Genomic DNA, 13217 nt, shown 5'->3' with positions numbered 1-13217 from the left:
CGTACCCTACCTGGCTTTAAGCCTTGCCCACTTAGTCATTAGCATTAAACAGCCAGCTTCGACTGAAAGCAAGCGCACTCTTTCAAACTGAAACATGCTCAGCATAATTCGCCATCATTCCCGCGCTGAAACCATAAGATTTATCCCCCGGTTACAAATACTTTATACTCAGCGCTTCTCAAAACGACCCTGCCGGCCGTTTTTCACTACCATTTATCATCAGGAGCCATAATGTACAAACCCGTCACGCCATTGCTCGCCGCCGATACCTTGATCGAACTGATCGATCTGCCCGGCCGGCCGTTTGTTTTGATCGAGCGCGCCAATCCGCCTTACGGCTGGGCCGTGCCGGGAGGGTTTGTTGATGTCGGCGAGACGGTGGAGATGGCTGCGGTGCGCGAGGCGAAGGAGGAAATCGGCCTCGATATCAGGTTAATGGCTTTGTTGGGCATCTATTCCAATCCTAAGCGCGACCCGCGCAATCATACCGTGACGGCCTGTTATATCGCCGAAGCGCACGGCATGCCCGTCGCGGCCGATGACGCCCAAAATTGCGGCATTTTTACTTTCGACAATCTTCCCGCCGAGCTGGCGTTCGATCATGCGATGGTGCTGGATGATTACCGCAATTACCGCATGACCGGCCAGGTCGCGCCGTTGCGGTTGTAAGGGAAGCGCGTAACGCATCGATTTACCGGCGCGTTACGCGGAGAACGGTGTTTAAACCACCATGAAGGGATTGGGCTTGGGATTGGCCAGCACTTTCAGTATGGCCCGGATATCGGCTTCCAGAATGTTGAGCTTGGTATAAAGCTCTTCGTTGTCGTATTGTTCGTCAAACCGGAAGGATTCGACCATCGGCAGCAATTCATCCAGTTTTTTCTGTAAATTCTCTCTGTCCACTATTTTCCACTCCAAAAAAGTCAGGACGGTTTATTGATCTGGTATGGCAGGCCAAACCTGCTGTGCCAGGTTGGCTTTAAGGGTGAAAAGTCTACGATAATTACGACTTTTGTTGAAGGTCTAATTTTGGTGATGGAATAAAGTGTGAGAGCGGCTTTGCCCATTCCTTGGACAAAGCCGCCCCCGCAATTCCCCCGCAATCTATTGTTTAATTTTCAGGACCGTAACATTTCGGGTAATCGCTGCAAACAGCGCAGGACGGCGCGCGGCAGAGATACAGCCCTTCCGCTTCGCAGAGCTGCTTGTACAGGAATTTTTTCCATTTCATGTCCTTGTCATTTTTGGCAGCCAGTTCGGGAAAGTTGTAGTGCAGCATGTCGCTCAACTGACCGCGGTCTAACAGGCCCAAATCCTGCCATAGGTGATCGTTGCCCAGGCAACCGGCCACGATAATGCCGATGATGCAGTCGCTTTCGAAGCCGTCGGACTGGCTGTAATGCTTGAGCAGATTAACCAGGTCGTCTCTTTCCAGCATGCGGCTGAAATCCGGCCGAATGCCCGAAGGCGCCAGTTCGGGTATGCGGCAGTCCGGAAAATAATGGCCGACCAGCCTTTTAAACTGCGCAGGTTCCAGCCCTAGGCAATCGGGCAGGGCGCTCTTGCCCAGGCACCAGCTGGAAACCATGCAGGCCAGCCATTCTTGGTTGGGCGTGGCCATTGCTTGCGATTTCAGCCGGGCATACAGGCTTATCCTGTCGTCCTGAAGTTTGAGCGCTATGGACATGATGCTAATCTCGGGCCGGTCGCGGCATGGAAGATTGAAAAATACCTGAAACCATAAAGCGGCTCCTTGAAATTGGGGTCATTTTTCCGTTGCGCCGGACAGACAGGCGTGCGGCTTGGGTTCGGATGACCGGGGGCAGCTTTCCAGATCCGCCCCCAGGATTTCCGTCAGCCCTATCCAATGATGAACCTTGTGCTGATCGAATCCTGCAACCCTGACATCGCCTACCTGCATTAAAGGGCGGCGAATCAATAGCGGATCTTTCAGCATTAAGGCCAGAGCCTGTTCTTCCGAGATATGGTTAGGGTCAAGCGCGCCGCTTTTTACCGCCGGCGCGCTGTAATTAAACCACTGATGCACGGGCTCGCCGCCGAAGAAAGCACGCAAGCGTTCCTTTTGCCAGGGCTCGGTCAACAAGTTTCGCGCAATCACCTGATGGCCCGCCGCCGTCAGCATTTGCTTCTGCCGGGTATTGTTGATGCATCCGGGTTTCTCGTAGAAGTAGACCGTAGCCACGGCTGCCGTCCTTTTAATGCGCCTGCAACTCGGCCATCGCCTCGGCCATTTTTTCCGGCGGAATGCCGGTCAAAGATCCTGGCGGATTGATCGGCTCACCCAGCGAATTGAGTATGGCGCCTTCTATCGGGCAAATGCTGGCGCATTGATAAACCGGATAATCGCCTTCGCATTCCGTGCATTTATTGCTGTTGACCCGAAAATGCGGTTTGGCTTCATAAATAGCCTTGCTGGGACACACCGGCTCGCAGGCAAAGCAGTTAACGCAGGATTCAATAATTTTTACTGCCATAAAACAAACTCCTTAATCGTAGGGTACGCAGTGCGTACCTTTAAAAAATGGTACGCACTGCGTACCCTACTTTGTGATTTCTAAGCACTCGCTCTGGCTGCGTCAGGTTTTGCATCCAGCTTGCCTGCCGCGGCCATTTCCTTGTACACGGCCATGACGGCATCCTCGATCGGTTCCATGGCATGTTCGCCGTTCGGCTGGATGCCGGCCGTTTCCAGCATCTCCCAGGGCTCGTAGCCGACTTTCGAACACAGCACCGCTTCGCAGCCTTCCAGCGCCCTGATCGTGCGCATCAGGGTCGATTCGGTTTCGCCGCAGGTCGTATCGCCGCCACAGTACTGATCGGCTTTGCGATGGCTGATAAAGCGCACACCCTCCGGCGAGGCTTCGTAGATCAGGAATTCCTTGGCATGGCCGAAGTGCACGTTGATGAGGCCCTGCCCGCTGGTCGCCACGGCCATCAGCACCGGACGCGTATTGAGCTTGGGCTCCTGTTTGAACTGTTCAGTCTTGGCCGCTTTCTCCAGACGCTTGCTGTCCATCTCGGCCTGAATGGCATCGTGGATGACCTTGCGTTTTTCCATGGCCGCCTGGTAATCGATTTCCATGGTTTCGATCTTGTCCATCGTGAATTCGTCACCGCGGTCCTCGCCGAGCAGCCCGACGGCGTCGGCACGGCACTGGCGGCAGTGGCGCATCATGTTCATGTCGCCGGAGCAGGCATCCTGAAGGTCTTGAAGCTCGTCGGGCGTAGGACCGCGTTGCCCCATGACGCCGTAGAATGTGCCGTGCTCGGCTTCGGCGATCAGCGGCATGACGTTGTGCAAAAATGCGCCCTTGGCTTTGACGACTTTACTGACTTCCGCCAGATGCTTGTCGTTGACGCCCGGAATCATGACCGAGTTGACCTTGACCAGGATGCCTTTGGCAATCAGCATTTCCAGACCTTTTTGCTGCTGTTCGATCAGGATTTTCGCAGCCTTGACGCCCTTGATGCGGCGGTTGTTCCAGAAAATCCACGGGTAGATTTTCGCGCCGATTTCAGGATCAACGCAGTTAATGGTGATCGTGACATGGTCGATATTGTGTTTGGACAACTCCTCGACCGCATCGGGCAGAGCCAAGCCGTTAGTGGATACGCACAATTTGATATCGGGCGCTTCCTCGCTTAAACGGCGGAAAGTTTCGAACGTGCGTTCCGGGTTGGCCAGCGGATCACCGGGGCCGGCGATGCCGAGCACGGTCATCTGCGGAATCGTGGCAGCCACGGCCATGGTCTTTTTCACGGCCTGATCCGGCGTCAGCAGTTCGGACACCACGCCGGGGCGCGATTCGTTGGCGCAATCGTATTTACGGTTGCAATAATGGCATTGGATGTTGCAGGCTGGCGCCACCGCCACATGCATCCTGGCGAAATAGTGATGGGCGTCTTCCGAATAACAGGGATGATTCTGTACTTTTTCCCGGATCGAGTCGGGCAGTTGATTCATCTGGTCATCGGTTGAACCGCAAGAACCTGCTGAACATCCGCCTGCTTTTGGTGCATCATTGAGTACTGGCAATTCCATAATATTGACCTCGGTAAGTTGCTGTTACTCTGGATGAATGCACAGGCCGTGCCAATATCTTATCTTACTGATTTTTATTTGTTTTTTGCTTTTGTTTATGTGGAGGATGTCGCACACGCAACAGGTATGTATGAGTTTTTTGTAATTAATCGAACAACAGCCCCAAGGATTGTGATGCCTGAATGCGCCCAGCTTACCCGGCTTTGTGGTAGATGGGTAGCCCCGGCCGCCACAGACTCCACGCAGCCGGCATCTCCGGCAGCGATTCGTGCACGCCGATCACGCATAATCCGCTCGGCGACAGTCGGGCATCAAGATGGCGCAGGATTGCCCGCTGCAGGTCGGACGAGAAATAGGTGAACGCCAGATTCCGGCACAGGATGAGATCGAAAGAACCGTCCGGCAAGGCTTTGCGCAGATCCTGCACGGCCCAGCTTATCGGCCGGCGATATTCCGACTTGATGCAGTACTGTCCCTGCTCCGCAGTAAAGGCAAGGTCGCGCCAAGGTGCGGGCAATTCCCTAAGACTGCTTGACGGGTAGCATCCGCGCCGGGCTCGCGCGACCTGGACCGGATCGGCGTCCGTGCCAGTCAGCGCAAGCGGGACAGCCGGAGCCTGCGGCGCGATTTGCAGCGCCCAGATCAGCGCCAGCGTATACGCTTCCTCGCCAGCACCACAGCCTGCGCTCCAAATGTCGAGCCTGCGTTTATTGCGGTTTTGGCATAAACGGATCAGTTCCGGCAATCCTTCTTGGGCGAGAGCATCGAAAACCCAACGGTCGCGGTAAAAGCGCGAGATCGTGATCCGGCAGAAACCGTCGAGCCGAAGCCACTCCTGTTCATGCGCCTCAAGATAGCGGCGGTAACCATCGAGATCGACTAACTGCAATTCCTCGATACGCCGGGTGATGCGCTTGATCACCTGCCGCCGCACTTTACGGAATCCCGGCCAGCGCAGCTCCAGGCGCGGCAAGGCCCATTGCAGAAAGGCCATCCATTGATCATCTCGCTTGGTCACCGAGGAACCTGACGGCTGGCACGATTAAAGCGAGACGCCCATATGATGTTCACTGTCGTCATTACTGCTCCCCATAGATTTCCGGCGTCCATAGTTCATATAAGAATCATGACAACGAAATGGTCGCAGTTATTCCAAAGATCGTCTCACGAAAGGACTCAATCCGCATTCCAAGCGAGTCTTATCCTTCCCACGCTGGAGCGTAGGAATGATAAGGCTTGCTAAATCTGCTTCATGGCGATATCCAGCACCTGGATGCGATAGGCGATCTGACGCGGCGTCATGTTAAGCAGCCTTGCGGCCTTGGCCTGCACCCAGCCGCATTGCTCCAGCGCAGCGATCACGCGCTCGCGGTCATCGAGTGTTTCATCGTTGAGATCGACCGGAGGCACTTTCTGGGGTTTGAGCGCGACTTGATGGCCAATTTCATCTTCGAGCCCGGTATTGACCATGACATCCCTGTCGATGATGCCGTTGGGACTCATGATCGCGGCGCGCTCCAGGCGGTTGGCCAGTTCCCGGACATTGCCGGGCCAGCTGTGCTTCATCAATATCCTGATGGCGCTGTCTTTGATTTCCAGGTAACGTCCTCCCTGCTGGGCTGAGATCCTGCCCAATAAAAATTCGGCCAGTTGCGGGATGTCCTCGGTTCTGTCGCGCAAAGCCGGCATGTGGATTGGCATGACATTCAGCCGATAATACAAATCCTCGCGAAACGTGCCTTCGGTGACTTGCTCTTCCAGGTTGCGGTTGGTCGCGGCGATGATGCGCACGTTGACGTTGATGGTTTTGGTGCCTCCCACGCGCTCGAACTCGCCTTCCTGCAGCACGCGCAGCAACTTGGCCTGAAACGAGGCCGATATCTCGCCGATCTCATCGAGAAACAGGGTGCCATTGTCGGCCAGTTCGAAGCGGCCTTTGCGTTGCGCCAGGGCACCGCTGAAAGCGCCTTTTTCATGGCCGAACAATTCGGATTCCAATAGCGTATCAGGCAGGGCCGCGCAGTTGAGTTTCAGGAACGGCCCGCTGGCGCAGCCCGAGTTGAAATGAATGGCGTTGGCGACGACTTCCTTGCCGGTGCCCGACTCGCCGCGTATCAGCACCGTGGTGTTCCACTTGGCGACCTGGCGAATCGAATCGAACACTTTCAGCATTGGCGCCGAATGCCCGACGATATTTTCGAAGCTGTAGTTTTTGATCAGCGCCTGCTTCAGATGATCGCGCTCGCTGAGCAGATCGCGCTGCTTGCGTTCCATGGCCCGAAGCATCTTGACGCTTTGCGCGATCAGGTTGGCGACCATTTCCATGAACCGGGCCCGCTCGCCCAGGAACAGGCTGTTGGTGGGCTGCGCCGCCAGCACGCCGACCAGCTCGCTTTTTTCCACATAAATGGGCGAGCCTATGAACGGCAATTCAGGATCATAAAGCCCCAATTTGCCCAGGAAGCGCGGCTCCTCGGCCACTTTTTCAACGACGAGGGTACTACCCGCGTCCAGTATGGTGCCGATCAGACCTTCGCCGGACTGATACCTGACCGGTTGGGCCGGCTTGACGGCGCTGTCGCTGTGTACGGCCGTGACGACCATGGCGTCGTTTTCCGTCTCGCGCAACGTGATCATCCCGGAGCGCATGCCCGATCTTTTATGCAGAATTTCCAGCACGCCTTGCAGTTTAGCCTGCAAGTCGTGGGTGCTGTTCAGTACCTGGCTGATCAGGTATAGGGTATCCAGTTCAGCTTCGATTAACTCTGTACGCTCAATCATGCTATTGACTCTCTATGCCGAAACTCTGCGCATGGGAAAACTGATAATAAAGCGGCAACCCTGATGGTAATTAGGGTCTATCTCGATCAGTCCCTGATGCTGGTTGATGATTTCCTTGACCATGACCAGACCCATGCCGGCCTGATTGCCGCCCATGGGTCTTGTGGTATAGAAGGGCTCGAATACTTTGGCACGTTTGCCGACGGGAATGCCGGGCCCGGTATCTTCAACGATGACATAAGCTAGATCGGCATCTGAATCGGTGGTGATTCTAAGCCGCTGCTCCGGGCAGTCGGACTGCACCATGGCCTCGATGGCGTTATCGATGAGTTGCTTGAAAAGGATGCGCAGGCGATTTTCGGAACCCAGAATCGTCGGCAAGGCCTGCATGGGCTGCCAGTGCACTTCGATGTCATGGCTCTGGAAACGCGACTCGCTGAGCATCATCATCTCATGCAGCACTTTATTGAGATTGACCGGCACAACGGCTGCCTGATAAATCTGGGGAATGCATTTTTTCATCATGGCCACGGCCTCTTCGCCCGATGCCTGAATCTGCCGCAAAATCTGCAGCAGGCCGTCATGCTGGGCGTCGCCTTTGTGCCGGATGATCTGCTCAGCGGCCTTGATCTGATTCATCGGCATCTGAATCTGGTGCATGGCGCCCAGCAGCGTCTCCCGAATGCCGCGCACCCGCTCATCCTCGACCATCATGGTTTTCAGGGTCTGGATATGCAGTTCTTCCATCTGCCGGCGTTGCTTGGTGATGTCGGTCAGGGTCAGGATCAAATAGCGTTTGGAGTTGTCTTCAAAAAACGCATCGGCATTGATTTCTTTTTCCACAAACCAGTTGCCGGCACAGGAAAACCAGCGTACGCCCTGGCCGCGGGTTTCCACCCTGAACTCCCGGTTATTGAAGCCCTGTTCGGCGAGTTGCAGCTGCTGCCATAAATCGCCCATCTCATCGCGCAGCAGCTTCAGAAAAAACAGCGCCGGCTCGCCTTTGTTAAGATCGGTAACCAACGCTTTATACAACTGGTTATCCAGAATGACCCGATCCTGGTCATCGAGCACCACCATAGCAATCGGCGATGAATTGAGTACGGATTCAATCAGCAGTTTCTGATTGTGCACTTTTTTCTCGGATTCATAGGCAGCAGTCACATCGCGATGCATGCCGATATAGTGCGTAATTTGCTTCTCGCTGTTCAGCATGGGCGTGATGGTCAGGTCAGCCAGATAACGATGACCTGACTTATGCCGGTTAACCAGCCGGCCATGCCAAACTTTTTTGCTGCTGATGGTGCGCCACAAATCGTGATAGACATGCCGCGGCGTGGACTTGTCCGATAGCAGGGATTCGTTTTGACCCAGGATATCGGCCGGGTTATAACCGGTGACCAAGGTGAATTCCTCATTCACATAAAGAATGCTGGCTTTCTTGTCGGTAATGGAAATAGCGATAGGCGCCTGCTCGACCGTTTCGATAAACAGCCCACATGGCCCCCGGTTGTCGATGTCCTCTCCGAGCATAATGGCTTCAAGCTCTTTATTAATGCATTTGCCTTTACTGCTGTGAGTCCACAAAAATTGCAACGATGTTTTTTTCATACGTCATGTCAGGAATTGAACAATAGCTTAACCACTCAAGCAAAAATGAAGCCAAATTTTATAAGGGAATTAAAAAATGAAAGGCACGTATGCAGCATCACCTCTACCGCCTTATTGGTTGCACCTGACTTAATGTAAGGTTTGCGACATAAAAATTATGCGCTGTGGGGTTATGTCCTAATTCCGACAGGATTTACGCACCATTCAGGTGCATATCCGCACTCGTTTTAGGCATTTAGCTTATGAATGGCTGTTTTTGTCAATCTGGCACACTTGATGCTGTATTTTGAGCAAAAACAGCTTGGAAAAAACAGTGAGTGAATATTTGTTACTTTTATTAGGCACTGCCCTTGTCAATAACGTGGTGTTGGTCAAATTCCTGGGGCTTTGCCCGTTCATGGGCGTGTCCAACAAGCTGGATACGGCACTAGGCATGGGCATGGCAACCACCTTCGTGCTGACGCTGGCGGCCATCGCCAGTTGGGTGATCGAGCATTTCATTCTGGCGCCGTTCCATATTGAGTTTCTGCGCATACTGGCCTTTATTCTGGTGATTGCGGCTGTGGTTCAGTTCACCGAGATGGTGGTCCATAAAATCAGCCCGGTGCTGTATCAGATACTGGGGATTTTCCTGCCGCTGATCACCACCAATTGTGCGGTCCTGGGCGTGGCCCTGCTGAACGTGCAGGCGCAATACGGGTTCATGCAAAGCATGGTTTTCGGTTTTGGGTCGGCCATCGGCTTTACGCTGGTCATGGTGCTGTTCGCGGGCCTGCGCGAGCGCCTGGCCTTGATGAGCGTGCCGAGCCTGTTTGCCGGCACGCCGATCGCCTTTATCACGGCCGGAATCTTATCGCTGGCTTTCATGGGTTTCGCCGGACTGTACAAATAGCCTGCCTGAGGGGACATCATGTACATTTTAACTGCCATTGTAAGTTTGACGACATTAGGGCTAATTTTAGGGTTCCTGCTTGGTATCGCCGCCAGGTATCTGAAAGTTGAAAGCAACCCGATCGTCGATGAACTGGAAGCATTAATGCCCGGCTCTCAATGCGGCCAATGCGGTTATCCGGGCTGCAGGCCGGCAGCCGAAGCGCTAGCCGCAGGCGAGGCGCCGCCCACGCTGTGCCCGCCCGGCGGCAGTTCGCTGGCCGAGCAGCTGGCAAAATTGCTGGGCGTGGAAATCGATCTGAACGATGTACAAGACCCAGAACTGCTGGTCGCCAGAGTAAGTGAAGATACCTGCATTGGCTGCACGCGCTGCTTCAAGGTCTGCCCCACCGATGCGATCGTCGGCGCGCCCAAGCAGATTCATGCCGTGATCAGTGACGCCTGCATCGGCTGCAAGAAATGCATAGCCGTCTGCCCGACTGAGTGTCTGCAAATGCATCCGGTTGAGGCCACCTTGCGGAACTGGCGCTGGCCCAAACCGGCTGTTGCCGAAGGAGTTGCCACATGCTGAGCCTGTCCACCCTGTTTAAAGAGCCGCGCATTCGCGGCGGGGTTCATGCCGAGGCGCATAAGGCCTCGACCTCCAGCCAGCCTATCGTGATTGATTTACCGCTGCCAAAAAAACTCTATATCCCGTTGCAGCAGCATGTCGGCAAAGCCGCGGAACCGGTGGTCAGGGTCGGCGATCATGTACTGAAAGGGCAATTGCTGGCTCACAGCCAGGGGATGATTTCCGCACCGGTGCATGCATCGAGTTCGGGAGTGATCATCGATATCGACGATTATCCGGCACCGCACCCCTCGGCGCTGCCGATACGAACGGTCGTGCTGGAAACCGATGGCGAGGACAAGTGGATCAGCGCTCCGCCTGTCGATGACCCGTTTCAACTGGCACCCGAAGAGGTCAGCCTGCGCGTCGGCGCGGCCGGCATCGTAGGCCTTGGCGGAGCCGCCTTCCCGTCGGCCGTCAAATTGAATCTGGGCCGTGAAAACAGAATTCACACGCTGCTGATCAACGGCGGCGAATGCGAGCCGTATCTGACCTGTGACGACCGCTTGATGCAGGAGCGCGCCGCGGGCATCATTGACGGCATACGACTGATGCTGCATGGCATGGAAACCGGACAGGCGATTGTCGGCATCGAGGATAACAAGCCCGAAGCCTATGCAGCCATGCGGAAGGCCGGCCTGCCCTACCCGTTCATCAAGGTTGAACAGGTGCCGACCCGTTATCCGATGGGCTGGGACAGACAGTTGATCCGCTACCTCATTGGCCAGGAAGTGCCGGCCGGCGGGCGCTCCGCCGACGTGGGTGTGATCATGCATAACGTCGGCACAGCCTATGCGGTGCACCGGGCCGTCCGCTTCAATCAGCCGCTGGTCAGCCGCATCGTGACAGTCTCGGGCGGTGCCATAGCCTCGCCGATGAATATCGAAGTGCCCATCGGCACGCTGATCAGTGAACTGTTCGCCTTCTGCGGCGTTGATCAAACAGCTGCCAAACGCATCATCATGGGCGGGCCGATGATGGGCGATGCACTGCCGCATAGCCGCCTGCCTATCGTCAAGGCTTCCAGCGGCATCCTGGCCTTGACTCAGGAGGAGATCCGAAACAAAGCCCAGCAGCCCTGCATCCGTTGCGCGCAATGCGTCAGCGCCTGCCCGGCCGGCCTGCTGCCGCTGGAGATGGCCAACCGGATCCGCAACAACCAGCTCGACGCGGCCGTCGACATCGGCCTCAAGGACTGCATCAGTTGCGGCTCCTGTTCTTATGTCTGCCCTTCCAACATTCCGTTGGTGCAGTATTTCAAATACGCCAGCGGCGAACTCGCAGCCAGGCAGCAGGCACAGCACAAATCGGAGCACACTAAGCGTCTGATGGACGAACGCAATGCGCGCATGGACCGCATCAAAAAACAGCAGCAAGAAGAAGAACAGGCGCGTTTGGCGGCCAAAGCCGAAAGAGAACGTTTACAAAACGAACAAGGAACATTGGCATGATTGTACACAGCAAGCTCAGCAGCGGCGCTCATATAGGAGCGAACACGACAGTCCAGCACATTATGCGGCAGGTGATGCTGGCGATATCGCCGGCGACGGCGTTCGGGCTTTTCTGTTTCGGCTGGCCCGCCCTGAATCTGTTCATTATTACCCTGCTGTCTGCCGTTCTGTTTGAAGCCTTCTGTCTGCGTCTGGCAGGCAAGGTTGCCAGGCCGGTGATCATGGATGGCTCGGCGCTCTTGAGCGGCTGGCTGGTCGCCATGACGCTGCCTCCGTGGGCGCCCTGGTGGATAGGCGTTGCCGGTGCCGGAATTGCAATTATACTGGGCAAGCAGGTTTACGGCGGCCTGGGGCAGAATCTGTTCAATCCGGCCATGCTGGCCCGGATCGCCCTGCTGATCTCTTTTCCTATCGAAATGACGACGTGGCCCAATGTCGCGCCTGTTTTCTCGGCACACGCGCCCGGCCTTATCGAGAGCTGGTCAATCACCTTCTCCGGCCTGGGTGGCATGGCCTCTGCCGATGCAATGACCGGCGCGACGACGCTGGGCTATATCAAGACCGAATTTTCTCAACAGCACTGGCTGCCGGACATCCTGGCGGATCATTCCATTTTCCTGGATTTTCTGGGCTGGACGCGCGGCAGCCTGGGCGAGACCTCCTCGCTGCTGCTGGCTGCAGGCGGAATCTGGCTGATCCGGCAGGGCGTGATCAAGTGGCATATCCCGATTTCTCTGTTACTGACTGTCACGGTACTGTCAGGCATTTTCCATTTGATGGATGGACAGCATTATGTTTCACCGTTAGTACACTTGAGTTCGGGCGCTTTGATGTGCGCCGCGTTTTTTATCGCCACGGATTATGTCACATCGCCGAATACACCGGCAGGACAGCTCGTTTTCGGCGCAGGCTGCGGGCTGTTGATCTTTGTTATCCGCACTTGGGGGAATTATCCCGAAGGCGCCGGTTTTGCCGTGCTGCTCATGAATGCGGCTACACCGCTGATAGACCATTACATGCGGCCCAGGATATACGGCCGCTATCGCAACGGAAAGCCTTTGGCGCAAAAAGTCGCTGTACAGGAGCATAAGCAATGAAATCTGATTCGGACCACATCAAGTGGCTGATCGAAGAAGCGATCACCTATAAGGAGTTCCTGAAACACTGGCTGGAGCCATCGAACCTTGAACGGCTGAGGCCCAGATTGGCATTTCAGACCGGTGTTCTGGCTGGATTCGCCCTGATCGCCAGCTTTCTGCTCGGCGTCACCCACTGCAGTACACACGATGCCATCCAGCAGCGGCTGGATGAAGATCTACAGAAATCACTGGCAGAAGTTGTACCGTCGACATTGCATGACAATGATTTGCTGCAGGATACGGTAACTGTCCCGTCTGCTGAGGATAACCTGGGCGCCAATGAAACGACCGTTTATATCGCCAGAAAAGCCGGACAAGTCAGCGCGGTTTGTTTCAAACTTGCTGCACCTGACGGTTATTCGGGAATAATCAACATGGTCATAGGCATAAATCGCGATGGTGAAATTCTGGGCGTACGCGTCATCAATCATGCCGAAACACCAGGCTTGGGCGATAAAATCGAGATCGCGAAATCAAGCTGGATACTGGATTTCAATGGCCGGTCCCTGCTTGGCCTCACCGATGCACAATGGGCGGTCAAAAAAGACGGGGGCGTTTTTGACCAGTTTGCCGGCGCAACTATTACGCCCCGAGCGGTTGTAAAAACCGTTCATCGAGGCTTACAGTTTTTTAACCGGCACCGTAACGAGTTAATCGGCTCTTAAACAGAA

Annotated in this window: 14 protein-coding genes; 6 read left to right on the top strand and 8 right to left on the bottom strand. The window is 55.2% G+C overall.

The features are described 5' to 3' along the window. Positions 1–231: 231 nt before the first annotated feature. Entirely contained in the window at positions 232–669 is a 438-nt protein-coding gene (locus tag IT781_RS02470; RefSeq protein ID WP_194968543.1) for an NUDIX hydrolase, read from the top strand. 51 nt (positions 670–720) lie between these two features. Here IT781_RS02470 and IT781_RS02465 read toward each other — a convergent pair whose 3' ends face one another. From IT781_RS02465 to nifL, 8 genes are all read right to left on the bottom strand, one after another. Continuing rightward, the gene (locus tag IT781_RS02465) at positions 721–903 is read right to left on the bottom strand and encodes a hypothetical protein (RefSeq protein ID WP_194968542.1); all 183 of its coding nucleotides are present in this window, start codon (positions 901–903) and stop codon (positions 721–723) included. 208 nt (positions 904–1111) lie between these two features. Further along, entirely contained in the window at positions 1112–1687 is a 576-nt protein-coding gene (locus tag IT781_RS02460) for a nitrogen fixation protein NifQ (RefSeq protein WP_194968541.1), read from the bottom strand. Between the two features lie 78 nt (positions 1688–1765). Then, positions 1766–2203: an ArsC/Spx/MgsR family protein gene (locus IT781_RS02455; protein WP_194968540.1), complete on the bottom strand. Its 438-nt coding sequence runs from the start codon at positions 2201–2203 to the stop codon at positions 1766–1768. Positions 2204–2216: 13 nt separating this feature from the next. After that, complete coding sequence (locus tag IT781_RS02450) at positions 2217–2495, bottom strand: ferredoxin (RefSeq protein WP_194968539.1); 279 nt, start codon at positions 2493–2495, stop codon at positions 2217–2219. Between the two features lie 80 nt (positions 2496–2575). Continuing rightward, a complete protein-coding gene (nifB, locus tag IT781_RS02445) occupies positions 2576–4063 on the bottom strand; it encodes a nitrogenase cofactor biosynthesis protein NifB (protein WP_194968538.1) in 1488 nt (495 codons plus the stop codon). Between the two features lie 193 nt (positions 4064–4256). Continuing rightward, complete coding sequence (locus IT781_RS02440; protein ID WP_370526896.1) at positions 4257–5081, bottom strand: protein-glutamate O-methyltransferase CheR; 825 nt, start codon at positions 5079–5081, stop codon at positions 4257–4259. A 221-nt stretch (positions 5082–5302) separates the two neighbouring features. Next, complete coding sequence (gene nifA / locus IT781_RS02435; protein WP_194968537.1) at positions 5303–6844, bottom strand: nif-specific transcriptional activator NifA; 1542 nt, start codon at positions 6842–6844, stop codon at positions 5303–5305. Positions 6845–6856: 12 nt separating this feature from the next. Continuing rightward, positions 6857–8455, bottom strand: coding sequence for a nitrogen fixation negative regulator NifL (gene nifL, locus IT781_RS02430; RefSeq protein ID WP_194968536.1), 1599 nt, complete (start codon positions 8453–8455; stop codon positions 6857–6859). Between the two features lie 313 nt (positions 8456–8768). On the opposite strand from nifL, the gene rsxA reads away from it, so the two are divergent. From rsxA to rsxG, 5 genes are read left to right on the top strand one after another with little or no spacing between them, the layout of a single operon-like run. Beyond that, positions 8769–9347, top strand: a complete 579-nt coding sequence (gene rsxA / locus IT781_RS02425; RefSeq protein ID WP_194968535.1) for an electron transport complex subunit RsxA — start codon at positions 8769–8771, stop codon at positions 9345–9347. Between the two features lie 18 nt (positions 9348–9365). Then, entirely contained in the window at positions 9366–9917 is a 552-nt protein-coding gene (rsxB, locus tag IT781_RS02420) for an electron transport complex subunit RsxB (protein WP_194968534.1), read from the top strand. Further along, on the top strand, positions 9911–11407 hold the full coding sequence (gene rsxC / locus IT781_RS02415) for an electron transport complex subunit RsxC (protein ID WP_228778864.1): 1497 nt from the start codon (positions 9911–9913) through the stop codon (positions 11405–11407). The genes rsxB and rsxC overlap by 7 nt, the downstream gene beginning before the upstream one ends. After that, a complete protein-coding gene (locus IT781_RS02410) occupies positions 11404–12504 on the top strand; it encodes an RnfABCDGE type electron transport complex subunit D (protein WP_194968533.1) in 1101 nt (366 codons plus the stop codon). The genes rsxC and IT781_RS02410 overlap by 4 nt, the downstream gene beginning before the upstream one ends. Next, positions 12501–13211 carry an electron transport complex subunit RsxG gene (gene rsxG, locus IT781_RS02405; protein ID WP_194968532.1) on the top strand — a complete coding sequence of 237 codons (711 nt, stop codon included), beginning with the start codon at positions 12501–12503 and terminating at the stop codon, positions 13209–13211. Before IT781_RS02410 ends, rsxG begins: the two co-directional genes overlap by 4 nt. Positions 13212–13217 lie beyond the last annotated feature (6 nt).

Source organism: Methylobacter sp. BlB1 (genome assembly GCF_015476545.1).
Classification (GTDB): domain Bacteria; phylum Pseudomonadota; class Gammaproteobacteria; order Methylococcales; family Methylomonadaceae; genus Methylobacter.
This window is presented reverse-complemented; position numbering and strand designations above follow the sequence as displayed.

What these genes read in the sequence shown, in the direction of transcription:
- nifA (WP_194968537.1), bottom strand. Translation starts at nt 6,844, where the DNA reads ATGATTGAGCGTACAGAGTTAATCGAAGCTGAACTGGATACCCTATAC.
- IT781_RS02410 (WP_194968533.1), top strand. Translation starts at nt 11,404, where the DNA reads ATGATTGTACACAGCAAGCTCAGCAGCGGCGCTCATATAGGAGCGAAC.
- rsxG (WP_194968532.1), top strand. Translation starts at nt 12,501, where the DNA reads ATGAAATCTGATTCGGACCACATCAAGTGGCTGATCGAAGAAGCGATC.
- rsxC (WP_228778864.1), top strand. Translation starts at nt 9,911, where the DNA reads ATGCTGAGCCTGTCCACCCTGTTTAAAGAGCCGCGCATTCGCGGCGGG.
- IT781_RS02470 (WP_194968543.1), top strand. Translation starts at nt 232, where the DNA reads ATGTACAAACCCGTCACGCCATTGCTCGCCGCCGATACCTTGATCGAA.
- IT781_RS02450 (WP_194968539.1), bottom strand. Translation starts at nt 2,495, where the DNA reads ATGGCAGTAAAAATTATTGAATCCTGCGTTAACTGCTTTGCCTGCGAG.
- rsxB (WP_194968534.1), top strand. Translation starts at nt 9,366, where the DNA reads ATGTACATTTTAACTGCCATTGTAAGTTTGACGACATTAGGGCTAATT.
- IT781_RS02460 (WP_194968541.1), bottom strand. Translation starts at nt 1,687, where the DNA reads ATGTCCATAGCGCTCAAACTTCAGGACGACAGGATAAGCCTGTATGCC.
- nifB (WP_194968538.1), bottom strand. Translation starts at nt 4,063, where the DNA reads ATGGAATTGCCAGTACTCAATGATGCACCAAAAGCAGGCGGATGTTCA.
- nifL (WP_194968536.1), bottom strand. Translation starts at nt 8,455, where the DNA reads ATGAAAAAAACATCGTTGCAATTTTTGTGGACTCACAGCAGTAAAGGC.